This is a genomic window from Allobosea sp., from assembly GCF_051860145.1.
Classification (GTDB): domain Bacteria; phylum Pseudomonadota; class Alphaproteobacteria; order Rhizobiales; family Beijerinckiaceae; genus Allobosea.
Genome location: NZ_JBHYEM010000001.1, coordinates 230,095 through 252,646 on the forward strand (window position 1 = coordinate 230,095; position 22,552 = coordinate 252,646).

At 67.7% G+C, this 22,552-nt stretch carries 16 protein-coding genes; 13 read left to right on the forward strand and 3 right to left on the reverse strand.

Features of this window, described 5'->3' with window-relative positions; genetic code table 11:
• Window positions 1-124 precede the first annotated feature (124 nt).
• The 13 genes from ACTIF2_RS01125 (at window position 125) to ACTIF2_RS01185 (ending at window position 18,077) form a co-directional block, all read left to right on the forward strand.
• Entirely contained in the window at window positions 125-1,888 is a 1,764-nt protein-coding gene (locus ACTIF2_RS01125) for a type I secretion system permease/ATPase (protein WP_439495170.1), read from the forward strand.
• Window positions 1,885-3,243: an HlyD family type I secretion periplasmic adaptor subunit gene (locus ACTIF2_RS01130; protein ID WP_439495171.1), complete on the forward strand. Its 1,359-nt coding sequence runs from the start codon at window positions 1,885-1,887 to the stop codon at window positions 3,241-3,243. Before ACTIF2_RS01125 ends, ACTIF2_RS01130 begins: the two co-directional genes overlap by 4 nt.
• A gap of 312 nt (window positions 3,244-3,555) precedes the next feature.
• Window positions 3,556-4,323 (forward strand): calcium-binding protein, encoded by a 768-nt coding sequence (locus tag ACTIF2_RS01135; RefSeq protein ID WP_439495172.1) that lies wholly within the window; start codon window positions 3,556-3,558, stop codon window positions 4,321-4,323.
• A 60-nt stretch (window positions 4,324-4,383) separates the two neighbouring features.
• Entirely contained in the window at window positions 4,384-6,669 is a 2,286-nt protein-coding gene (locus tag ACTIF2_RS01140) for a glycosyltransferase family 2 protein (RefSeq protein WP_439495173.1), read from the forward strand.
• On the forward strand, window positions 6,666-7,499 hold the full coding sequence (locus ACTIF2_RS01145; protein ID WP_439495174.1) for a class I SAM-dependent methyltransferase: 834 nt from the start codon (window positions 6,666-6,668) through the stop codon (window positions 7,497-7,499). The genes ACTIF2_RS01140 and ACTIF2_RS01145 overlap by 4 nt, the downstream gene beginning before the upstream one ends.
• Complete coding sequence (locus tag ACTIF2_RS01150; RefSeq protein WP_439495175.1) at window positions 7,496-8,749, forward strand: glycosyltransferase family 4 protein; 1,254 nt, start codon at window positions 7,496-7,498, stop codon at window positions 8,747-8,749. Before ACTIF2_RS01145 ends, ACTIF2_RS01150 begins: the two co-directional genes overlap by 4 nt.
• Window positions 8,746-9,498: a hypothetical protein gene (locus ACTIF2_RS01155; RefSeq protein WP_439495176.1), complete on the forward strand. Its 753-nt coding sequence runs from the start codon at window positions 8,746-8,748 to the stop codon at window positions 9,496-9,498. The genes ACTIF2_RS01150 and ACTIF2_RS01155 overlap by 4 nt, the downstream gene beginning before the upstream one ends.
• A 4-nt stretch (window positions 9,499-9,502) precedes the next feature.
• Window positions 9,503-11,686, forward strand: coding sequence for a glycosyltransferase family 2 protein (locus ACTIF2_RS01160; RefSeq protein WP_439495177.1), 2,184 nt, complete (start codon window positions 9,503-9,505; stop codon window positions 11,684-11,686).
• Window positions 11,686-12,993: a glycosyltransferase family 4 protein gene (locus ACTIF2_RS01165; protein ID WP_439495178.1), complete on the forward strand. Its 1,308-nt coding sequence runs from the start codon at window positions 11,686-11,688 to the stop codon at window positions 12,991-12,993. Before ACTIF2_RS01160 ends, ACTIF2_RS01165 begins: the two co-directional genes overlap by 1 nt.
• Before the next feature lie 38 nt (window positions 12,994-13,031).
• Window positions 13,032-14,237, forward strand: a complete 1,206-nt coding sequence (locus ACTIF2_RS01170; RefSeq protein WP_439495179.1) for a polysaccharide pyruvyl transferase family protein — start codon at window positions 13,032-13,034, stop codon at window positions 14,235-14,237.
• Window positions 14,237-15,418: a hypothetical protein gene (locus tag ACTIF2_RS01175; protein ID WP_439495180.1), complete on the forward strand. Its 1,182-nt coding sequence runs from the start codon at window positions 14,237-14,239 to the stop codon at window positions 15,416-15,418. The genes ACTIF2_RS01170 and ACTIF2_RS01175 overlap by 1 nt, the downstream gene beginning before the upstream one ends.
• Window positions 15,415-16,824: a polysaccharide pyruvyl transferase family protein gene (locus tag ACTIF2_RS01180; protein WP_439495181.1), complete on the forward strand. Its 1,410-nt coding sequence runs from the start codon at window positions 15,415-15,417 to the stop codon at window positions 16,822-16,824. Before ACTIF2_RS01175 ends, ACTIF2_RS01180 begins: the two co-directional genes overlap by 4 nt.
• 218 nt (window positions 16,825-17,042) lie before the next feature.
• Window positions 17,043-18,077 carry a GSCFA domain-containing protein gene (locus tag ACTIF2_RS01185; RefSeq protein ID WP_439495182.1) on the forward strand — a complete coding sequence of 345 codons (1,035 nt, stop codon included), beginning with the start codon at window positions 17,043-17,045 and terminating at the stop codon, window positions 18,075-18,077.
• Between the two features lie 199 nt (window positions 18,078-18,276).
• Here the strand turns inward: ACTIF2_RS01185 and ACTIF2_RS01190 are convergent, their stop codons facing one another.
• The 3 genes from ACTIF2_RS01190 to ACTIF2_RS01200 form a co-directional block, all read right to left on the reverse strand.
• Window positions 18,277-18,642 carry a hypothetical protein gene (locus ACTIF2_RS01190; protein ID WP_439495183.1) on the reverse strand — a complete coding sequence of 122 codons (366 nt, stop codon included), beginning with the start codon at window positions 18,640-18,642 and terminating at the stop codon, window positions 18,277-18,279.
• A 234-nt stretch (window positions 18,643-18,876) separates the two neighbouring features.
• Entirely contained in the window at window positions 18,877-20,490 is a 1,614-nt protein-coding gene (locus ACTIF2_RS01195; RefSeq protein ID WP_439495184.1) for a hydantoinase B/oxoprolinase family protein, read from the reverse strand.
• Window positions 20,490-22,541, reverse strand: coding sequence for a hydantoinase/oxoprolinase family protein (locus ACTIF2_RS01200; protein WP_439495185.1), 2,052 nt, complete (start codon window positions 22,539-22,541; stop codon window positions 20,490-20,492). Before ACTIF2_RS01200 ends, ACTIF2_RS01195 begins: the two co-directional genes overlap by 1 nt.
• Window positions 22,542-22,552: the final 11 nt, after the last annotated feature.

The following is a 22,552-nucleotide window of genomic DNA, read 5'->3' on the forward strand; positions in this document are numbered from 1 at the left end:
CATATTTGCGACACAGCTTGCGTGACATGCTAATAAGCCCATCGCGTCGTCGTCAGCCATCTTGCTTGAGCAAAGGCTGGGTATCGCGCTGGCTGACACAAGTCCACCCGCAACGGAGACATGCATGAAGGCCGCAGCCTCGGCGCCCGACAGTTTGGTCCGTGAACTCCAGCGCTCTTTTGCCGGCGGTCTCGGCTATGCGGCCTTCCTGAGTCTTTGCATCAACCTCCTGTTGCTGACCGTGCCGCTGTTCATGCTGCAGGTGCAGGAGCGCGTCATCGTCAGCCGCAGCTTCGACACGCTCACCATGCTGCTTGTGATCGCCATAGGGGCACTCGTGCTCTACGGCGCGATCGAGTTCATCCGCTCGCTGACCTTCCAGACGATGGCCAGCCTGTTCGCGCGCCGGCTCAATCTACCAGCTCTGGAAGCGGCCGTCAGTTCCTCGCTCGAACAGGGTTCGGCCCAGGCGACGCAAGCGATCCGCGACCTCAACGACATCCGCTATTTCATTGCGAGCTCCGCGATCGCGACCCCGCTCGAAGCGATGTGGTCGCCGATCTTCCTGGCCGTCCTCTTCGCCTTCCATCCGGTCTATGGGCTCGTCGGCGCGATCTCGCTGATCATCCTGCTGCTGCTCGGCGTGCTCTCGGACGTGCTCACCCGGCGTGTCCTGAAAGAGGCCAACGAGGAGGGCGTCGCCAGCATCAACGATGTCGGCTCCAGCCTGCGCCATGCCGAGACGATCGAGGCGATGGGCATGCTGCCGGCCCTGGCCAAGCGCTGGCGCGGCCGGCAGGTGGCGATGATCGAGCATCTCGACCTCGGCACCCGCCGCGGCAAGTTCATCGCAGCGGTAACCCGCAGCTCGCGCATGACGATGCAGCTCGCGATCTATGCAACCGGTGCGACCCTGGCCATCAAGAACGAGGTCACGATCGGCACGCTGATGGCGGCGAGCATCCTGCTCGGGCGCCTGCTCGCCCCCTTCGATTCGATGATTTCCGACTGGCGGCAATGGGTGCTGGCGGCCGCGGCCTGGAAGCGGGTGCGCGAGCTCCTGCTGCTGCGCTCGTCGCAGCGCCAGACCACGGCCAACCCACCGACCGAGGGCGACCTCGTGATCGACCGCGTCGTCTATGCGCCGGGCGGCTCCGAGCAGACGGTGATCAAGAGCATCTCCTTCACGCTCTCGCCGGGCGAGGTGCTCGGCGTGGTCGGGCCATCCGGCGCCGGCAAATCGACGCTGGCGCGGCTCCTGGTCGGCGTGCTCAAGCCGAATGTCGGCGGCGTCTATCTCGACGGCCACAATGTCTATCTCTGGGAGCGCGCCTCGTTCGGCGCGATGGTCGGCTACCTGCCGCAATCGGTCTCCCTGCTGAACGGCTCGATCGCCGAGAACATCGCACGCATGCAGCAGCCCGATCCCCAGAGGATCCTTGAGGCGGCCCGGATCGCCGGCGTGCACGAGCTGATCGGACGGATGCCGCTCGGCTACGACACCAGCGTCAATGACGGCGACTTCAAGCTCTCGGGCGGCCAGCGCCAGCGCATCGGCCTGGCGCGGGCGCTCTACGGCTCGCCGCGGTTGCTGGTGCTCGACGAGCCCAACGCCAATCTCGACGCCGAGGGCGAGCAGAGCCTGATCCGCGCCATCAACGCGGCGCGGGAATCGGGCGCCATGGTCATCCTGATCGCGCATCGTCCCTCGGTGATGCAGGTCGTCGACAAGATCCTGGTGCTGCGCGAGGGCCGGATCGCCCAGTTCGGGCCGCGCTCGGCGATCGCCGGCATGATCACGCCCGGCGGCCTGGTCGAGATCGAGCCGAAGCGCCAGGAGCAGGCCGGCCAGATCCGTGAAGCAGCCACGGCGAGGACCCCGGCATGAGCAAGTTCCCGGCCCTGCGAAGCTCCAGCCGTGCCCTCGTCCCGGTCACGCCGGCGACCGAGGAGCCCGAGGAGCGCATGCCCTCGCTGCGCAATCTCATGCTCGCCGGCGTCGGCGCGATCGCGATCGGCTTCGGCGGCTTCGGCGCCTGGGCCGTGACGGCGCGGCTCGACAACGCCGCCGTCGCCCAAGGCACGGTGATCGTCGACAGCAAGCGCAAGACCGTCAGTCATCTCGAAGGTGGCATCCTGAAGATGCTGCTGAAGCTGGAGGGCGACCGCGTCGCCAAGGACGAGCCGCTGCTGCGTCTGGAGGATGCGCGCCAGCGCGCCGAGCTGCAGCAGCTCCACGGCAAGCGGGTCGGTCTGGAAGCGAAGCTGGCCCGGCTCAGGGCCGAGCAGAACAACGCGGCAGGGATCGATTTTCCCGACGATCTCGAGATGGCGGGCACGCCGATCGCGCGCGAGGTCGTCACCGCCGAGCGCAAGCTCTTCCAGGCCCGCGCCCAGGTCTACGAGGGCAAGATCAGCATCCAGAAGCGCGTGATCGAGCAGCACCAGGCCGAGACCGAGGCGCTCCAGGCCCAGATCGCGGCGACGCATTACCAGCGCAGCCTGATCGACGACGAGGTGCGCACGGTCGCCGACCTCTATGAGAAGCGCTACGCCAAGCGCAGCCAGCTCGTCGAGCTCCAGACCAAGCAAAGCGAGCTCGCCGGCCGCGCCGGCGAGACCGCCGCGCGCAAGGCCAAGGCCGAACAGGCCGTCGCCGGCGCGAATCTCGAGATCATCTCGATCGGCCTCGAACGCCAGGGCGACATCGCCAAGGAGCTGCAGGACTCGCAGCTCCTCCTCTCGGAAGTGGTCGAGCGCATCGTCCAGGCCGAGGACGTGCTGCGCCGCCTCGTCGTCATCGCGCCGCAGGAGGGCATCGTCGTCAATATCCGCACACGCACCGCCGGCAGCGCGATTGCGGCGGGCGAGCCCATCCTCGACATCGTGCCCGAGAACGAGCCACTTGTCGTCGAGGCCAAGATCGACCCGCGCGACATCGATTCGATCAAGCTCGGGGCCGAGACCCGGATCAGGCTCACCGCCTTCAACGCCCGGCTGATGCCGCCGCTGATCGCCAAGGTCACCTATATCGCCGCCGATCAGCTCGTCGACGAGAAGACCGGCGCCGCCTATTTCATCGCCCGCGCCGAGATCACGCCGGAAGCCCTGGCCGAGAACAACGTCTCGCTCCATGCCGGCATGGCGGCCGAGGTGCTGGTCGTGAACGGCTCGCGCCGCGCCATGGACTACCTGCTGTCGCCGTTCACCGACAGCTTCAACCGCGCCTTCAGAGAGGATTGATAGTTAAAAATCTTAATTATTCTGCTCAAAGAATCGCCACAATAATCTAATATCAATTTCCATAAGTATATATTTCGAATTTCGAACTTACTTTGATCGACTATCAAATTTAAGTGCGCTGATATAGATTATAAATCTTTTTGCATCGCAAAAAAGTCACAATAAAACGCTTGCTGCGCTGCACATATTGTCTACTCTCATGTATGTCGAGCGATGATAGGCCTTTCGCCTGTCATCGGAACGGCGCCCTTTATTCGGGTGATGGCAATTCGAGCCGACCCGCGGGCGCATTCAATCGCCTAGGAGGTGATAATGGCCACGATCGAAGGCAGTGCATTCGATGACTTCTTGATCGGGACCCGTTTCAGTGACGTGGTTCATGCCGGCGCCGGCGACGATTTCGTCAAAGGCGGCGGCGGCGACGATACCATTTTCGGCGAGGACGGGGACGACCTGATCTTTGGCGACAATGGCGATGACAGCATCTTCGGCGGCGAGGGCAACGATGTGCTCTTCGGCGGCGAGGGTAGCGATTCGCTGTTCGGCGGCGAGGGCGACGATGTCCTCTCCGGCGGTCAGGGAGACGACATCCTGCAAGGCGGCGCCGGCAATGACGTGTTGCTGGGCGGCCAGGGCGATGACGTGCTCCAGGGTGGTGTCGGCGACGACATCCTCCAGGGCGGCCAGGGCAATGACGTGCTCCAGGGCGGCGACGGCAATGACGTGCTCGTCGGCGGCCAGGGCGACGACATCCTGCAGGGCGGCGCGGGCGACGACGTGCTCTTCGCCGGTCAGGGCAACGACATCCTGTCTGGCGGCGCGGGTGCCGACACGTTCGTCTTCAACGGCGGCGGCGGCAACGACCTCGTCCTCGATTTCGAGGCCGGCTCGGACATGCTGCAGATCGCGTCCGACATCAACGGCACGGGCGTCTCCTCGGCCGACGACGTCGCCGCGCGTGCCACGACCGTCGGCGGCAACGCCGTGGTCGATCTCGGCAACGGCGACACGCTGACCCTGGTCGGCGTCACCGCCGAGGACATCCAGAGCGATCCGGGTTCCTACTTCACCGTCGCGTAACGACCTCGCGACGCCGGCCTCCGCGGCCGGCGTCGCACCCTTCCAGTCGGAATCTGCGCCATGCTGACGATCGCCCCGACCCAAATGGCCGCCGACCAGGCGTCCAATCCCGAGCTGCTTCGGCTGTGCGGCGCGGTGTTCCTGCTGAGCTGGACGCTCGACGGGCCGCTCGCCGACCGGCAGGCCGTCTCGCTGGCGAGCCGGGAGCGCCGGGTCTCCTCGGCCTCGCTGACGCTCGGCCTCAGCGACGGACGCACGCGCATCGTCTGCATCTTCCGCCATGCCGGCCATGACGACATCATCGCCACCTTGTCCGGCGGCAATCTCGGCCCCGACCAGGCCGTCGCCTTCGACCCCGAATTCATCCACGCCATGGCCGATGCGCCGGAGATCGTGCGCGACCTGGCGCCGTCCGGCCGGATCGCGCTGGCGACCGCGCTGATCGACACCTGGCCGACGCTGTTCAGCCTGCGCGAGACCACGGCCTATCTCGGCTTCCTGCGCCAGTTCCTGCTCGCCCTGTCGCGCAAGCCCGCGCCGGCCTCTCCGGCTGCCACCCTGCCCGACGGCAAGATCCTGCTCGAATCCTCGGTTCCCGGACGGCTCGGCTCGGTCAAGACCGCCTATTGGCTGGGACAGGCCAATCTCTCGCGCATCGCCTCGCGCCCACGGCTCGGCAAGCCCGACCGGAACGCGCGGCGCTCGCTCTACCTGATCGTCGACGAGGTCGCGCCGCGCAGCGCCGGCCTCCTCGTCCTGCAGACCGATATCGGTCTGATCGTCCGCGCCCTGCCCGAGCGCGCCTCGGCGCCGACGCTGGCGCGCTGGTGGGCCAGCAAGGCGAGCGAGCGGGACGACCTGCGCGGCTGGCTCGTCGAGCAACTGGCCAAATCGTCCGAACAGGGCCGCCTGCTGGCGATCGAGATGCAGAAGCGCCTTCCGCTGCCGGTGCAGAGCGTGCGCCGACGCGACGACCTGCCCTCGGCGGAGCTCGATCTCGCCGTCTGCAATTCCGCCGGCCTCCTGCTCGGCGGCTGGTATTCCGACCGCGACGGCCTGCTGGAACAGATCCTCGTGCATCGCGGCGAGGGCGAGCCGAGCCCGATCATCGAGCGGGTCGAGCGCTTTCCGGCGCTGCTCCCGCCGGCCGAGCCGGGTGGCGACCACAGGGCCGCGACGGGGTTTCTCGCGCTGGTGCCGGGCTATGCGTCCGGGGCGCCCGTCCTGCAGCCGCGCTGCGAGCTGAAGCTGAAATCGGGCACCTCGCTGTTCCTGCGCCCGAACCTGCAGCCGGCCGACGCGGCCGGCATCCGGGCCCGCGCGCTGGCCTCGATCCCGCCTCAGCATCTCACCGCGGAGATCCTGGAGCGCAGCCTGGCGCCCGTGCTCGCCGCCTGCCAGGCGGAGCTGCGCGCCAGCCTGCCGGCGCCGCGCGTCAGGACGATCGGCACGCCGCCGGCGCGACCCGTCGCCTCCGTCGTGATCCCGCTCTACCGCGTCTATGACTTCCTGCGCATCCAGGTCTCCGCCTTTGCCGGCGACCCCTGGTTCACCGAGAAGGCCGAGCTGATCTATGTGCTCGATTCCCCCGAGCACGAGGGCGAGGTCGCGCATCTGCTCGGCGGCCTGCATCTCGCCTATGGCCTGCCGATGCAGCTCGTGGTGATGGGCCGCAATGGCGGCTTCTCGGCCGCCTGCAACGCCGGCGCCGAAGCTGCCCGCGGCGAGACGCTCGCCATGGTCAACTCGGACGTGATCCCGACCGAAGCCGGCTGGCTGCCGGCGCTCGCCCGCAAGCTCGACCGGCGCGGACGCGTCGGCGCCGTCGGGCCGAAGCTGCTCTATGACGACGGCTCGCTGCAGCATGCCGGGTTGCTGTTCAAGCGCGACCGCCACGGAAGCTGGCTCAACCATCATTATTTCAAGGGCATGCCGGGCAACTACCCGCCCGCCAATGTCGAAAAGCTGGTGCCCGGCGTCACCGGCGCCTGCGTCCTGCTGCCGCGCGCGCTGTTCAAGGAGGTCGGCGGGTTCGACGAGAGCTATGTCATCGGCGACTACGAGGATAGCGACCTCTGCCTGAAGATCCGGCAGGCCGGCTTCGGCATCAAATACGTGCCCGGCGTCTCGCTCTACCATCTCGAGCGCCAGTCGATCTCGAAGAGTCTCGACTATACCCGCGGCGTCGCCTCCCAGCACAATGCCTGGCTGCAGACGCAACGCTGGAACGGCGAGATCGAGGCGCTGATGAATGGCGACGCCGCGCTGCCGCGCAAGGCCGCCGCCCCGCGTGAATCAACCGAGCTTCCCACCCGCGACGTCCTCAGGAGGGCAACCGCTGCATGACGGCGACCGTAGCGCTGCGACCCATCGAACCCAGTCAGGAGACAGCTCCCGGCGGCCCCGGCCAGGAATTCGACTGGCTGCTCGACCATGTCCGGAGCAACCGCTTCCTGCCGCATCCTCCGGCGGAGAGCATTTTTGTCGGCGATGGCGATTATCGCGCCATCGGCGCGGAGTTCCTCGGCCATTTCGTCCGGATCGGCCGGCTGAAGCCGACCGAGCGCATCTTCGACATCGGCTGCGGCATCGGCCGCATGGCGGTGCCGCTGACCCAGTATCTCGACCCCGAGCGCGGCAGCTATGACGGCGTCGACCCGGTGATGGACGGCATCCTCTGGTGCGCCCAGACGATCACGCCGGTCTATCCGCGCTTCCATTTCCAGCGGCTCGACATCGCTCACCCGCTCTACAACCCGCAAGGCTCCCTGCCCGGCACCGAGGTCCAGTTCGGCTTTCCCAACCAGAATTTCGACTTCATCACGATGATCTCCGTCGCCACGCATCTGCCGCCGGAGGAGCTCACCGTCTATCTCAACGAGGCGGCGCGCCTGCTCGCGCCCGGCGGGCGGCTGTTCCTGACGGCCTTCGCCATCGCCGGCCAGCCCACGGGCCAGGAACGCCTCAAGTTCAAGCGCTGGCGCGACGGGCCCGGCTGGTACGCGATCGAAGAGGCCCCGCTCGCCGCGGCCGGGATCGAGGAGGAGTTCCTGCTGGCGCGGGCACAGGAGACCGGGCTCCTGGTCGAGAGCCTGCGTCCCGGCCATTGGCGCGGCATCAATGCCGCGCATTACCAGGACGTGCTGATCGCCACCAAGCCGGAACGCAGCTCATGACGCGCCGCATCCTCGTCGTCGCACATAACCACCCGGACCTGCATCCGGGCGGGACCGAGATCCTCGCCCATGACCTCGCGGGCGCCTATCGCGAGCAGGGCTGCGAGGTGATGTTCCTCGGCGCGACCAACGCGATCCATCGCGAGGCCCATCCCGGCACGGCGCTGCAGGCGACCGGGCCCGACGGCGACATCCTGTTGTGGAGCGGCCATTTCGACCGGTTCTACCTGAGCCAGATCGACCATTACGGCACGCTGCAGGATCTTGGCGGGCTCATCGAGGAGTTCCGGCCGGACGTGATCCATGTCCACCATCTCGTCCTGATCGGCGCCGAGTTCCTGACCCTGGCGCGTCGGCTCCTGCCCGGCGTCAGGATCGTGATGACACTGCACGACTATTACCCGATCTGCCACAATGACGGGCTGATGATGCGGCCGACCGACAAGGAACGCTGCACCGCCGCCTCGCCGGCGCGCTGCCGGGCCTGCTTCCCCGAGATTGGCTCCGACCGCTTCCTGCTGCGCGAGCGCTTCCTGAAGACGCATTTCGCGGCTGTCGACCAATTCGTCGCGCCGAGCCATTTCCTGCGCCAGCGCTATATCGACTGGGGCCTCGCCGGCGACCGGATCGAGGTGATCGCCAACGCCCTGCCGGCACGGGAGGCCGTGCCGCATCGGACGAAACGCGGCGCTCGCGCCAGCTTCGGCTATTTCGGCAATCTCAACCCCTGGAAGGGCGTGCTCGAGCTGACCAAGGCAGCGGCGCTGCTTCAGGAGTCGGGCTTGCGCGGCTTCGAGCTGCGCATCCATGGCGGCGCGCCGTTCCAGAGCGACGCCTTCGTCGCCGCCTTCGAGACGGCTCTCGCGGCGGCCGGCGGCGCGGTCACGCATTGCGGCCCCTATCGGCGCGAGGACTTGCCCGAGCTGATCAGCGAGATCGACTGGGTGGTGATGCCCTCGATCTGGTGGGAGAACGCCCCGCTCGTCATCCAGGAGGCCTTCCAGCACCGCCGCCCGGTGATCGCCAGCGGCATCGGCGGCATGGCGGAAATGGTCCGCGACGAGATCGACGGGCTGCATGTCCGCCCGGGTGACCCGCATCTGCTTGCCCGCACGCTCAGGCGCGCGGTCGAGGAAAAAGGCCTGTGGGACCGCCTGGTCGAGGGCATCAAGCCGCCGCCGACCATCGCCGACTGCGCCAACGCCCACCTCACCCTATTCGACAGGCTCAAACTCGCGGAGGCAGCATGAGCACCACATTGCGCGACCCCGACGGAACCGAGCGGTTGCCCAACATCGTCCCGGCGCGGCTGAACGGCCGCGTCGATGCGCTCGACGGCAACCGGCTGCATGGCTGGATCTGGGACGAGGCCCGGCCCGAGGAACGTCTCAAGATCCGGCTGATGCTCGACGGACGGACGGTCACCGAGGCCGAAGCCGACCAGAGCCGCATCGACCTGAGACGCAACGGCATCGGCGACGGGCGCCACGCCTTCTCGATGGAACTCAACGACGAGACGGTGGCGGCGCGCGAGCGCCTGACCATCATCGGCGTCTCGCCGAGCACGGCTATCGAACTCGAGCTCAGGCTGCCCCCTCCCGCCGAGCTCGCCGCCGAGGCCGCGATCGCAGTGCCGCTCGCGCGGTTCTTCGACCGGGTCGAGGCGCTGATCGCGCTGAACCGGCGCGGCCAGCTCGCCCAGAAGGAACTCGTCGAGAAGCTCGACGAGATGAGTGCGCGGATGACGGCCGGCGGCGTGCAGCGCGACGAAGCGGCCGAGGCCGCCCGCGCCGACCGCATCACCGAGCGCCTCGCCGAGCTCGATGTCTTCCAGCTGCGCTTCGACGCGACCCTGCGCAGCTTCGACGACCGGCTGATCGCCATCCGCAAGGAAGCCCAGCGGCCGATGCGCCAGGCCATTGTGCTGCTCGGCTCGCTCTCGGGCCTCGCGGCGCTGTTGTCCTTCGCGACGCTGGCGCTGACGCTGGTGAACGGGTGAGACGATGAGCGAAGTCATCGTGCCCGAACAGACCCGGCTCAGCCCGGCGCCGACCGTCGCCTGGACGCCGCTCGGCGAGAACGCGATTCTTGTGATGAGCGTCTGCGACGCGATGCCCGGCAAGGTGCCGGTCGCGGTCGACGGCAATCCGCGCAACAAGGCCGAGACCATGGCGCTGACCTGGCGCCGGCCGCAGGCGGAAGCCGGGGCGGCCATCGGCTTCCTCTGCCTGGCGCCTGCCCCGGCGACGGACCGCAGCGGCTCCGGCGCCCTGCTGCTCGGCCGGCCGGGCCGCCCCTTGCGGCTCGTGCTCTCGCCGAAGCCCCTGCCGCTGCAATCCTTCCTCGCCGCCCTCGCCGATGATGCGGGCCAGGCCTTCCCGACCGTGGTCGATGGGCTGCTCGAGATCCTGCTCGCCGGCAAGCCCAATCCGCGCCGCCTGCGCGCGGCGGCGATGCTGCTGCAATCGATCGCCAAGCCCGGCGGCTTCGTCGAGGTGATGGGCCCGATCGACGACGGCGTCTTCGTCCAGGGCTGGACCGCCGATTTCTCGGCCGGGCGCACCAAGCTGCTGATCGCCCATGCCGGGCTGTCCTTCGCCGTGCTCGAGGCCGGGACCTTCGAGCGCGACGACCTCGGCGACGGCGCGCGCGGCTTCTTCGGCCTGCTGGAGGAATGCGAGATCCGCCACCCCAGCGAGATCGAGCGGCTGTTCTTCCGCGCCAATGACGGCTGGCGGGCGCTCGACGTCTATGAGCGCCATGTCCTGCTCGAGCCGATCACGGTTCCGGGCCATTTGCGCGACGGGCTGCAACGCGGCAGCGCGCCCCAGGGCACGGCCGAGAAGCTCCGGCGCGCCTCGCAGCGCTTCGACGGCCGCGACACGGTCGCCCTGCTGGAAGCCCCGGTGCGCGCCGGGATCGACGACGCCACCATCGTCGAGAGCTCCGGCACGCTGATCATCGGCTGGATGTTCGATCCCGACCGGCATGTCAGCGCCGTGACCTTGCGGTCGGGCAGCCAGTCCTGCGTGATCGACCGGCTCTGGACGCGCGTCTCGCGGCCGGACGTGGCGGCCGCCTTCGCCGAGGATCCGCGCTTCTCCCATATGCTCGGCGCGCGCCGCAACAGCCACGGCTTCATCGTCTTCGCGCCGAAACTGGTGCCCGAGCCCGGCCAGCCGCTCTATCTCGAATTCGAGATCGAGGGTTCGGGCCCGGCCTTCCTGCCGCTGGAGGCCGGACGCGGCCAGCCGCGCCGGACGCTGGAGCGCGTCTTCGGCCTGCTCGACCCGAAATCCTCGACCGCGACCGCGGTCGTCGAGCGCCAGATCGCACCTGCCCTGCAGGCGGCCGAGATCGCGCCGCCCCGCGTGGTCGAGACCTTCGACCTCGGCGACTTCAAGGCCGATGCCGCGCTCGGGCTGGTGATCGGCCTCGACCACCGCCAGCGCGAGCTCTCCTCGCTCTTCGCGCTGCTCGCGATCGATCCGGAAGTGCGGCCGGTGCCGATCGTGCTGGCGGTGCCGGCCGAAAGCTTCGACCGGATCGGCGCCGAGGCGCGCCGGCTCGCCAAGTTCTACGGCCTCTCCGTGCGCCTCGCCCTCGTCGACGGGGTCGAGGATGCCTGCGACGCGATGGAGGCCGGCGCCCGGGCCTGCCGCTTCCAGACGATCGCGCTGCTCTCCGGGGCGGCGCAGATCAGGATGCCGGGCTGGCTCGGCCGGCTCGAACGCGCCTTCAAGGCGCGCGGCGGCCAATGCGTGGCGAGCCCGACGCTGCTGTTCGAGGACAACTCGATCCGCTGGGCCGGCGCCTGGATGGAGGGCGAGGGCGCGGGCCGCCGCGTTTTCAACCGATTCGTCGGCTATCCGCTCGACGCCATCGGCAATCTCGGCCCGATGGAGGTCGCGGCCGGGGCGACCGAATGCTGCGTGCTGTCGCGCGCCGCCTTCATCGAGGCCGGCGGCTTCGCCCGCAACTATTTCACGACGGCGGAGAAGGGCCTCGATCTCTGCCTGAAGCTCCGGATGAACGGCTCCCCCTCGGTCTGGGTGCCCGAAGTCGAGATCTATGTCGTCGAGGACGGTGAGATGGCGCGGCCACATCTGGTGACGCTCGCCCAGCTCGCCGATCGCGCCAGCTTCGACCGCCGCTGGGCGCTGGCCGTCTCGAACATGCGAGGGTGATGATGCGCGTACTCGTAGTATCCCATGGGCATCCGACCCTGTCTCTCGGCGGCGCCGAGATCGCCTCCTACAACCTGCACAAGGGCCTGCAGGCGGCCGAAGGCATCGACACGCATTATCTGGCGCGCGTCGGCGCGCCGACGCCGCGCCATGCCGGCACGGCGCTGATGAGCCTGCGCCAGCGCGGCGGCGAGCTGCTCTATTACGCCGAGGAATACGACCACTTCCTGCTCTCGAACCGCAATACCGAGGAGATCGAGCGCGATTTCGTCCGGGTGCTGCGCGACCTGAAGCCCGACGTGGTGCATTTCCACCATTTCATCGGGCTCGGGCTGGAATGCCTGTTCGCGGTGCGCGACACCTTGCCCGATGCGCTGATCGTGGTGACCTTCCACGAGTATCTTTCGATCTGCCACCACCACGGCCAGATGGTGAAGACCGGCGCCTTCAAGCTCTGCTACCGGGCCTCGCCGACCGACTGCAACGCCTGCTTCCCCGACATCGCGCCCGGCCGCTTCCTGGCGCGCGAGACCTTCATCCGGGGCATGCTGAACCTCGCCGACCATTTCGTCTCGCCGAGCCGCTTCCTGGCCGACCGCTACCAGGACTGGGGCCTCGCTGCCGACCGCTTCAGCGTGATCGAGAACGGCATCGACGTCGCCGAGGCCGCTCCGCCGCGGCCGCTGCCCGACAAGACCTCCCGGCGCTCGCGCTTCGCCTATTTCGGCCAGCTCACGCCCTATAAGGGCGCCGACGTGCTGATCGACGCGGTAACCCGCATTCCCGACTCGGTCTGGGGCGAGGACTCGATCCTTCTGGTCTATGGCGGCAATCTCGAGCGCCAGCCGGAGGCCTACAAGCAGAAATTCGCGGAACTGGTGGAGAGCGCCGGGCGCCGCGTGCGCTTCTGCGGCGCCTTCCAGAACCACGAGATGCCGAACCTGATGCGCTCGGTCGATTGGGTGGTTATGCCCTCGGTCTGGTGGGAGAACTCACCGATCGTGATCCAGGAGGCCTTCTTCCACGGCCGCCCGATCCTCTCGAGCAATATCGGCGGCATGGCCGAGAAGATCGTCGACGAGGTCAACGGCCTGCATTTCCGCTCGGGCAGCCCGGAAGACCTGGTCGACTGCATGACACGGGCGCTGAGCGAGCCGGATCTCTGGCCGCGCCTGCGCGCCGGCATCACGCCGCCGCTGACCCATGTCGAATGCGCCGCACAGCACATCGCGCTCTATCAGCGCCTGATCGAGCAGCGCGGCATACCGATGCCGGCGAGCCGCGCGGCGACGCCGATGATCGCCTGATGCCAGAAGAAACCAACGGAAAAACCAGGGGAGACACCATGGCCCGCATCCTCGTCATGAGCCCGTCCGGGGAGGTCTATGACCATGACAATGTGCGCTGGTACGACCATGCCAACCTCGCCAGCCATATCGACCACTATCACAATATCGGCGACGCCTTCGTCTTCGATTCCTCGCTGAAGCTGCTCAATTTCGAGAAGCTCGACGTCCTGTCGATCGCGCGGTTCGATCCGGCGGAGGTAGACCGGCTGAACGCGGAATACGACTACGTCTTCCTGCGCGGCTCGAACTATGTCCATTCGCAAATGGAGTGGGAGCAGGCGCCGGAGGTGCTGCGCCGGCTCAAGATTCCGGTGATCGCATTCGGCATCGGCGCGCAGGCGCCGGTCAGCGGCAAGCTCGAGCTCAGCGAGGACACCAAGACGGTGCTCAGGCTGATGGCGGATTCGACCGCCTCGATGGGCGTGCGCGGCGTCTATTCGGCCGAGATCCTCAACGAGATCGGCATCAAGAATGTCCGCATCATCGGCTGCCCCACCGCCTTCCGGGCCAATCGCCCCGATCTCGCGATCCGTCTGCCGGCGCTCGACGCGGTCAAGACGATCGGCCTCACGCTGCGGCGCGAGGTCTCGCCGACCTATGCCCAGGACATCAAGCGCTACCTGACCTTCCACCGCGACCTGGTGAAATCGCTCGCCGGGCGTTTCGACGCGACCTTGATGGCGCAAGGCGAGATCGAGGAGAAGATGCTGGCGCTGGGGACGCCGGAGCAGAAGGAGGCGGCGATCGCGGCGCTCCGGCAGAACGGCTGGGCCAATGAATGGTATCTCGATGCCGAGATGGAGCGGCTCTACCGCGAGCGGCTGTTCTATTCGGACTCGGTCGCCGATTACGAGCAGCTCGTGCGCCGGCTCGACCTCGTGCTCGGCTACCGCCTGCACGGCAACCTGATGGCGCTCGCCAACGGCACGCCGTCGATCTACTTCACCTATGACAGCCGCACCGTCGAGTTCGCCGAGACCTTCAAGATCCCGAGCTTCGACGTGTTCTCCGGCCGGGAGTTCCGGCTCGAGGAGCATTGGGAGCAGGCGCTGTTCGACAAGTTCAACGCCGCCTATGGCCAGGTCTACGCGGCGATGCGCGCCTTCCTGGTCGAGAACAAGGTCGACACCAAGATGATCGGGCCGGAGACGGCGAAGGCCGCCCCGCCGCCCGCCGCCGAAGCCGAGCGCAAGGTCGCGTGATGGCAGCGCGGCACGAAATCGCGAGGACGCTGGCAACGCTGCTGGCGCTCGCCTCGCCCGCAGCCGCCACGGCGCAGGCGCCGGGCTACCGCGTCGAGGTCGTGCCCGATGCGAAGGAAGAGACCGTCTATGCCTGGTCGCGCCAGCGCTGCGAGGAATGGCACATCCCGGACGCGCCGCTGCGCGCCTTCCGCGATGCGAGCGGCGAGGTCGTGGCCTTCGCCAGCAACTACCGCAACCGCCCGCTGATCGGCGCCGGACTCGACCGGATCACGACCTCCTGCTCGGTCTCCTTCGAGTCGAAGAACAGCGCCGACCCGAGCCAGTTCAGCGACAAGAGCTGGATCGCGGCGACCTGGACGCGCAATGGCCGCGACGTCTTCGCACTGGTCCACGACGAATACCATGCCGACAAGCATGCCGGCGCCTGCCAGTTCAAGGACGCGATGAGCTGCTGGTACAATGTCGTGACCGCGGCGCAATCGCGCGATGGCGGGCAGCACTTCACCAACAGCTCGCCGCCGACCCTGGTGGCCGCGCCGGGCTTCCGGCAGGATGTCGACCAGGGTCGCCATCGCGGCTTCTTCAACCCGTCCAACATCATCGAGCATGACGGCGCCTGGTATGCGCTGATCGCGACCACCGGCGGCGAGGGCCAGAAGCGCGGCGTCTGCCTGTTCCGCAGCACCAAGATCGACGACCCGACCTCCTGGCGCGGCTTCGACGGCAAGGATTTCGTGCTGCGCGCCCGCGATCCCTATCGCGAGAACACGGACCAGGCCGAGCCGTGCCAGCCGCTCAAGGTGCTGCCGACCACGGTCGGCTCGATCACCCGCCACGAGCCGAGCGGACAATTCCTCTCCATCTTCCATCTCGGGCCGGACCCGAGCCAGGGCATCGCCGGCGGGCGTGTCGCCTATAGCTGGTCGAAGGACCTGAAGACCTGGTCGCCGCTGCAGACGCTCGTCGTCCATCCGACGATGTGGAGCAAGAACTGCGCCGACCGCACCCGCTACGCCTACGGCTCGCTCGCCGATCCAAGCTCGAAATCACGCAATTTCGAGACGACCGGAGACGAGGCGTTCCTGTTCATGACCAAGATGCGGGTGAAGGACTGCAGGATCGGGCCAGACCGCGATCTCGTCCGGATCAAGGTCCGCATCGTGAAGGACCAGCCTTGAAAATACTGCGCGCCACCACGAATGAAATCGTCGTTTCCGTCGCCCGGCGGCCGGATGGCGGCTGGCCGGGCCTGCGCCTGCGGCTGGACGGACAGGACTACGCGACCATCAATCCCGGCGCCGCCATCGCCGGCGACGCGGCGAGCGCGGAGCTGACGATCCCGCTGCCGCGGCTCGGAGAGAACCGGCCGCGCGAGATTTCCGTGCTCGACGCGGAGACCGGAAAAGTAGCGCCCGGTTCCGGCCTGGCGCCGATCGCAACCGAGAAGAAGCTGCGCGCGCTGGTGATCTATCCGGCCGGCGAAGTCTACGAGCACGACAAGGTGCGCTGGTATCGCGCGCCAATGGACAAGCTGCTGTCCGAGTATTTCAATATCGGCGACATGATCGTCTACGACTCGACGCTCAAGCTGCTGCGCTACGCGCATCTCGAGCCGATGAAGATCATGAGCCCGACCGAGGCCGATATCGAGCGCTACGCCAGCGAGTTCGACTATGTCTTCGTGCGCGGCTCGAACTTCATCCACGAGAAGATGGAGTGGTTCCGCGCCATCGAGGTGCTGGAGCGGGTCAAGCTGCCGGTCTACGCCATCGGCGTCGGCGCACAGGCGAGCCAGAACCGCGCCATCCAGCTGCCCGAGAAATCGAAGCGCTTCTGGCAGATCGTCGGCGAGCGCTGCGCCTCGATCGGCGTGCGCGGCGCCTTCAGCGCCGAGACCCTGCGCCAGAACGGCATCGGCAACGTCACGGTCGTCGGCTGCCCCTCGATCTTCCGGACCCGCAAGCGCGACCTCGCGATCCGGATCCCGGACCAGCGCGAGATCCGCAAGGTCGCCTTCAGCCTGCGGCGCGAGGCGGACCCGACCTACACCGCCGATCCGGAGGCCTATCTGCGCCAGCAGAAGGCGGCCTTGCTCAAGGTCGACGACCAGAGCGACATGGTGATGAGCTCGCATGGCGAGCAGGAGGAGAAGGCCTTCTTCCTGCGCGACGAGGCGGCCAAAGCAAAGGCCGTGGCCGAGTTCGTGCACACGGGCTGGTGGAGCGGCCCGGACGATGCCCGGATGCGAACGATCTACGAGAAGCAGCTATTCAGCTTCTTCGATGTCGAGCGCTACGACCAATTCGCGCAGGGGCTCGACCTCGCCGTCGGCTACCGGGTGCATGGCGTGCTGCCGGCGATCGCCCATGGCGTGCCGGGCGTGCTCGTCGCCTATGACACGCGCAGCCAGGAGCTGGCAGAGACGCTGAAGATCCCCGTCGTGCCGGAGGCCGCGATCGCCGAGGGCGGCTGGCGCGCGGTCTATCAGGATGCGCCGCTCAACGCCTTCGCCCGCTCCTATGCGCAATCCTATGACCGGATGCGGGATTTTCTCGATCTGAATGGCGTTCCGCACCGGATGTGAAAGAGGAGATGCGACAGATGCCCAGCTCCCTGATCTCACGGCTGGCCGAGGCGCTCGCCTCCCTGTTCCGCGCCGCGCCCCCAGACGAGGCGCTGCGCCCCGTGCCAATCCGCATCACCGTTTCCGGGGAGCGCAGGCATCCCGGGAACTCCCAGAGATTGTTTCGAGGAGGGTCGCGGCGGCATGCCGACGGCCCCCATTAGCGGCAGGAGTCGACGATGAAGATCGAATACGACGCGGGAACCGCGCTTTCCGTCATGCGGGGCAATTCGGCCCGCGGCTGGATGTCGGGCAAGCCCGACCGCATGGCCAAGACACGCCTGACCACGGGCTCTTTCCTCGAGGTCGAGCACAAGCCGAAATTCCAGATCGACCCGTCCTGGCCGATCTTCACCATGGGCTCCTGCTTCGCGCGCGAGGTCGAGAACGTGCTGATGATGCGCGGCCTGCCTTTGCTGCTGAAGGGCCATGGCGTGCCGGCCGAGCATTTCGAGACCTGGGACGAGGCGACCGGTCGCGGCGGTGGCGCGGCGCGCGGCACGCTCAGCCGCGGCGCGCTGAACAAATATTCGGTGCGCTCGATGACGCATGAGCTGAAGCGCGTGCTGCTCAACGAAACCTATCCGGACGAAGGGCTGATCGAGCTCGCGCCCGGCCAGTGGTTCGATCCGCATGCCAGCGGGCTCAGGCTGCTCGACAAGGAGACGGCGCTCGCCAACCGCGCGAAGCTGACCGCGGCCACCGCCCGGATCAAGGAAGCGCGCATCTGCTTCTTCACGCTCGGCCTGACCGAGACCTGGCTCGACGCCGAGACCGGCATCGCGATGAATATGCATCCCGGCCCGGCCTGGCTGGCGCGGATGCCGGAGCGCTTCCGCTTCATCGATTACGGCTACGAGGCGACGCTCGAGGATATGCTTTCCTCGATCGCGCTGATCCGCGAGCATTGCCATCCGGAGATGCGCTTCGTCGTCACCGTCTCGCCGGTGCCGCTCGGCGCGACCTTCAAGGACACCGACGTCATCGTCGCCAACAGCGCCTCGAAATCGCTGCTGCGCACGGTCACGGAAGAGCTCTTCCGGCGCTTCGACTTCGTCGACTACTTCCCGAGCTACGAGATCGTGCTGAACTCGCCGCGCGCGCTCGCCTTCCAGGAGGACCAGCTCCATGTCGCGCGCGACATGGTGGGAACGGTGATGGAGACCTTCCAGCGCAGCTATCTCGACGCCACGCCGCAATCGAACGCGGCATAGAGCACACCAATTTTACAAGGAATCACGCCGTCATCCGGGGGCAAGCCTGGATGACGGCGCGTTTCCGAGCCAAGACTAACCGGCCTTTCTGATCCCGACCGTCATCGCGAGCGAAGCGAAGCGATCCAGGAGGCCTCGCGCAACCCTCTGGATTGCGTCGTCGCTTCGCTCCTCGCAATGACGGTGAGCCGAAGCCGCGCTACTCGCGCTGGATGTCGATGATCTCACCCTGATGGTTCAGGATGATGCGCATGTCGTCGCCGTTATGGTCGATGCCGACGATGACCCAGCCGCGACGGCCTTCTCGGATGCGCTCGATCCGGACCATGCCCTCGTCGCGGGCGATGCGCACCGCCTCGTCCTCGCCGATGTCTTCAGCTTCCAGCCGGCGCTCCGGCTGCATCGGCCGTTCCAGCTGCGTCGGTTCCTCGGGCACGATCTCCGGCGGGCGCAAGCGCCCGTCATTGGGTTCGATCTCGGTCGACTGGGCGAAGGCGGCGCCGGAGAAGATGGCGAGCGGCGCCATGACGAGCGTCGCGATGGCAAAGGTTCTGCGTTGGATCATGGTCTCTCTCCCCGCCTGGAGCCCGAGACTGGCCCGCGATTTGGACGGGATTACGCATTCTTCACGGCGAAATTGCTGAGCCATCGGATGGCCGCATTGGCCTGAGAGGCTACCCACGGTTCCTCCCCGACTTCGCCGCCGTCTCCCCAGGAGCGGCGGCGAATTTTTTTGAGAATCGCACCTGGCGCCTTCCGACCCGCAACCCGAAAGCCGCGGCACCGATGCGGCGGGGTGTCAGGCGCGCGCTAGACGCCCTTCGGCAAGATCGCGCGCCTGCGCCTCAGGGTCGCGCTCTGCCGGCGGGCCATAGCCGCCGGCGCCGGGCGTGACGATCTCGACGATCTGGCCGGGCTCGAGCGAGCCGTCGCCCATGTGGAAGGGCGCGACGCCCGCGCTGAAGGAGAACGAGCCGCCCTGCCCCGGCTCGCCGCCGGCGAGGCCCCAGGGCTGCGACTTCAGCCGCGAATTGTCGATGTTGAGCCGGCAGGGTGCCTCGGCCCGGTAGACCCGGCGCAGGCCCATGCCGCCGCGCTGGCGGCCGCGCCCGCCCGAGCCGTCGACCAGCTCGTAGCGCAGCAGGGTCAGCGGGTATTCGACCTCCAGCGCCTCGACCGGCAGGTTCGAGGTGTTGGTCATGTGGACATGCACGCCGTCCAGCCCGTCCTTGTTGATGCGCGCGCCGGAGCCGCCGCCGATCGTCTCGAGATAGACCCAGAGATCGCCGCTGCCGGGCATCGCGCCCATGAAGGTCGCCGCGGCCACCGCGCCCGAGCAAGCGGCGATGACGCGCTCGGGCACCGCCTGGGCCAATGCGCCGTGGATCAGGTCGACGACGCGCTGGCAGGGCGCGATGCGCCCGTTGACCGCCGCCGGATGCAGGCAGTTCAGCACCGTGCCTTCCTTCGCCGTGATCGTCAGCGGCCGGGCGAGGCCGGCATTGGGCGGAATGGTCGGGTCGGCCACCGTCTTGACCGCGTAATAGACGGTCGAGAGCAGCGCGGTATAGACCATGTTGAAGCCGGCCCGCGCCTGCGGCGGGCTCTCGAAGGCGAGCGTCATCTCCTCGCCCGCTACCGTGATCTCGATCGAGAACTCCATGTCCTGGTCGAGCTCGGTGTTGTCGAAGCGATCCGAGAAGCGGTAGACGCCGTCGGGAATCGAGGCGATGCCGGCGCGCATCTTGCGCTCGGCATAGTCCTGCAGCGCCCGGCCGGCGGCGAGCACGGTGCTGCGGCCGTATTTGTCGCAAAGCGCCCTGACGCGCTCGACGCCGAGCCGGTTCGCCGCCATCTGGGCGCGCAGGTCCGAGAGGCGCTCGCGCGGCACCTGGCAATTGAGCAGGATCAGCTCCTGCACGTCCTTCATCAACCGGCCGCCATCATAGAGCCGGATCGGCGGGATGCGCAGGCCCTCCTGGTAGATATGGGCGTGGCCGCGATCGGCGAAATCGGAATGATGGGCGGTGTTGACGGCCCAGGCGACCATCTCGCCGTCATGGAAGACCGGCTCGGCCAGGACGATGTCGGGCAAATGGGTGCCGCCGCCCTCATAGGCGTCGTTGCCGATGAAGACGTCGCCCGGCTTCATCTCCGAGACGGGATGGCGCTTCAGGATATGCGGGATGATGCCGATGAAGGAGCCGAGATGCATCGGGATATGCTCGGCCTGGCAGAGCGTGTTGCCCTCGATGTCGAAGAGCGCGGTCGAGCAGTCGCGCCGCTCCTTGATGTTGGTCGAATAGCTCGCCTTGACCAAAGCCTCGCCCATTTCCTCGGTGATCGAGGAGAAGGCGGAGCCGATGACCTCGACGGTGATCGGATCGACGGTGACGGGTGTGGGGGCGTTCATCACGGCGTCTCCAGGATCAGGTTGAGATAGGGCTCGACGCAAGCGGTCATGCCAGGCAACAGCACGGTCGTCGCATCCATCTGCTCGATGATCGCCGGCCCCTCGACGAGATTGCCGGACTTGAGCACCTCGCGATCATAGATCGGGCAATCGACGAAGCCGCCCGCCTCCGGGAACCAGACCTCGCGCCGGCCGACGATCGCGCCGGAAGCATCGGGCCCTGCATCGGGCTCAGGCCGGAACTCGGCTTTGGGCACGAAGCCGATGGCCTCGACGCGATAGGTGACGAGCTGCACCGCCTCGCCCTCGGCCACGAAGCCGTAGAGCCGCTTATGCGCCTGCGCGAAGCCGTCCGCGAGGGCCTTGATCGTGGCGGGTGTGATCGGCCCGTCCGGCACGTCGATGGCGAGCTCGTAATTCTGGCCGTGATAGCGCAGATCGGCGGTGCGCCGGAGCTGCCGGTCGCCGGGCGCGACCTTCTCCTCGGCGAACCAGTGCTCGGCCTGGGCTTCGAGGCCGGCGAAGATCTCGGCCATGCTCGGAACGATCCCGTCGGCCAGCACCGCCAGCCGGGTCGTCGCGAAATTGGCGCGCAGATCGGTCAGCAGCAGGCCGAGCGCGCAGCCGATGCCGGGATTGCGCGGCACCACGATGCGCTTCATCTCCAGCTCCTTGGCCAGCCGCGCGGCATGGAGCGGGCCGGCTCCGCCGAAGGCGACGAGCGCATAGTCGCGCGGATCATGCCCGCGCTGGACCGAGATGACACGGATCGCCTTCGCCATATTGGCGGTGACGACGGAGATGATGCCCTGGGCGGTCGCCATCAGGTCGAGGCCGAGCTCCCCGGCGATGCGGCCGATCGCCTGTTTCGAGAGCGCCTGGTCGATCGGCATGCGGCCGCCGAGCAGATGCGTCGGGTTCAGCGTCTGCAGCACGACATTGGCGTCTGTGACGGCCGGCTCGGTCGCGCCGCGGCCGTAGCATACGGGGCCGGGATCGGCGCCGGCGCTGCGCGGGCCGACCTTGAGCAGGCCGCCGGAATCGATCGCCGCGATCGAGCCGCCGCCGGCGCCGACCGTGTGGATGTCGAGCATCGGCGCCTTGATCGGGTAGCCGTGGACATTGGCCTCGCTGGCGAGCTTGGCCTCGCCGCCGCGGAGAAGCGCCACATCCGAGGAGGTGCCGCCCATGTCGAAGGTGATCAGGTTCTCGATGCCGGTCATGGCGCCGATCGCCTGCGCCGCGACGACGCCCGTCGAGGGACCCGACAGCACGGTGCGCACCGGCAGGCGCGCCGCCATGTCGAAGCCGATGACGCCGCCATTGGACTGGGTCAGATGCGGCGTCGTGGTGACGCCGAGTTCCTTCAGGCGCTCGGCGAGGCGACGGATATAGCCCTGCATCACCGGGCCGAGATAGGCGTTCACCACCGCGGTCGAGATGCGCTCGTATTCGCGGAACTCGGGTGCGACCTCATGCGAGGCGCAAATGAAGGCCTCGGGGAATTCCTCGGCGACGATGCGCCGTGCCGTCTCCTCATGCTCGGGCCGGACGAAACCGTAGAGGAAGCCGATGGCGACGGATTTGACGCCCGCCGCCTTCAGCTCGCGCGCCGCCTGGCGCACCCCCTCCTCGTCGAGCGGCGTCTCGACCGAACCGTCATGGCGCAGGCGCTCGGATACGCCGAAACGCAGGTCGCGCGTGACCAGCGGCGGCGACTTGTCGGCCTGGAGATCGTAGAGGTCCGGGCGCTTCTGGCGGCCGATCTCGATCAGGTCGCGAAAACCGTCGGTGGTGATGAGCCCGGTCTTGACGCCGCGATGCTGGATCAACGCATTGGTGCCAACCGTGGTGCCATGGCCGAAATAGACCACCTCGCTCGGCTTCGCGCCGACGCGCTCGGTGCCCTCCTGCGTGCCGCGGGCGATGGCGCGGGACGGGTCGTCCGGCGTCGAGGGCACCTTCCAGACCGCGACCTGCCCGCTCGCATCGTCGAAGAGGCAGACATCGGTGAAGGTACCGCCGGAGTCGATCCCGATACGCCAGGCCATGAGCTCAAAAC

Coding starts and splice junctions, on each gene's coding strand:
- ACTIF2_RS01135 (WP_439495172.1), top strand. CDS start 3,556: ATGGCCACGATCGAAGGCAGTGCATTCGATGACTTCTTGATCGGGACC.
- ACTIF2_RS01165 (WP_439495178.1), top strand. CDS start 11,686: ATGATGCGCGTACTCGTAGTATCCCATGGGCATCCGACCCTGTCTCTC.
- ACTIF2_RS01200 (WP_439495185.1), bottom strand. CDS start 22,541: ATGGCCTGGCGTATCGGGATCGACTCCGGCGGTACCTTCACCGATGTC.
- ACTIF2_RS01190 (WP_439495183.1), bottom strand. CDS start 18,642: ATGATCCAACGCAGAACCTTTGCCATCGCGACGCTCGTCATGGCGCCG.
- ACTIF2_RS01185 (WP_439495182.1), top strand. CDS start 17,043: ATGAAGATCGAATACGACGCGGGAACCGCGCTTTCCGTCATGCGGGGC.
- ACTIF2_RS01140 (WP_439495173.1), top strand. CDS start 4,384: ATGCTGACGATCGCCCCGACCCAAATGGCCGCCGACCAGGCGTCCAAT.
- ACTIF2_RS01155 (WP_439495176.1), top strand. CDS start 8,746: ATGAGCACCACATTGCGCGACCCCGACGGAACCGAGCGGTTGCCCAAC.
- ACTIF2_RS01125 (WP_439495170.1), top strand. CDS start 125: ATGAAGGCCGCAGCCTCGGCGCCCGACAGTTTGGTCCGTGAACTCCAG.
- ACTIF2_RS01145 (WP_439495174.1), top strand. CDS start 6,666: ATGACGGCGACCGTAGCGCTGCGACCCATCGAACCCAGTCAGGAGACA.
- ACTIF2_RS01150 (WP_439495175.1), top strand. CDS start 7,496: ATGACGCGCCGCATCCTCGTCGTCGCACATAACCACCCGGACCTGCAT.
- ACTIF2_RS01170 (WP_439495179.1), top strand. CDS start 13,032: ATGGCCCGCATCCTCGTCATGAGCCCGTCCGGGGAGGTCTATGACCAT.
- ACTIF2_RS01175 (WP_439495180.1), top strand. CDS start 14,237: ATGGCAGCGCGGCACGAAATCGCGAGGACGCTGGCAACGCTGCTGGCG.
- ACTIF2_RS01160 (WP_439495177.1), top strand. CDS start 9,503: ATGAGCGAAGTCATCGTGCCCGAACAGACCCGGCTCAGCCCGGCGCCG.
- ACTIF2_RS01130 (WP_439495171.1), top strand. CDS start 1,885: ATGAGCAAGTTCCCGGCCCTGCGAAGCTCCAGCCGTGCCCTCGTCCCG.
- ACTIF2_RS01195 (WP_439495184.1), bottom strand. CDS start 20,490: ATGAACGCCCCCACACCCGTCACCGTCGATCCGATCACCGTCGAGGTC.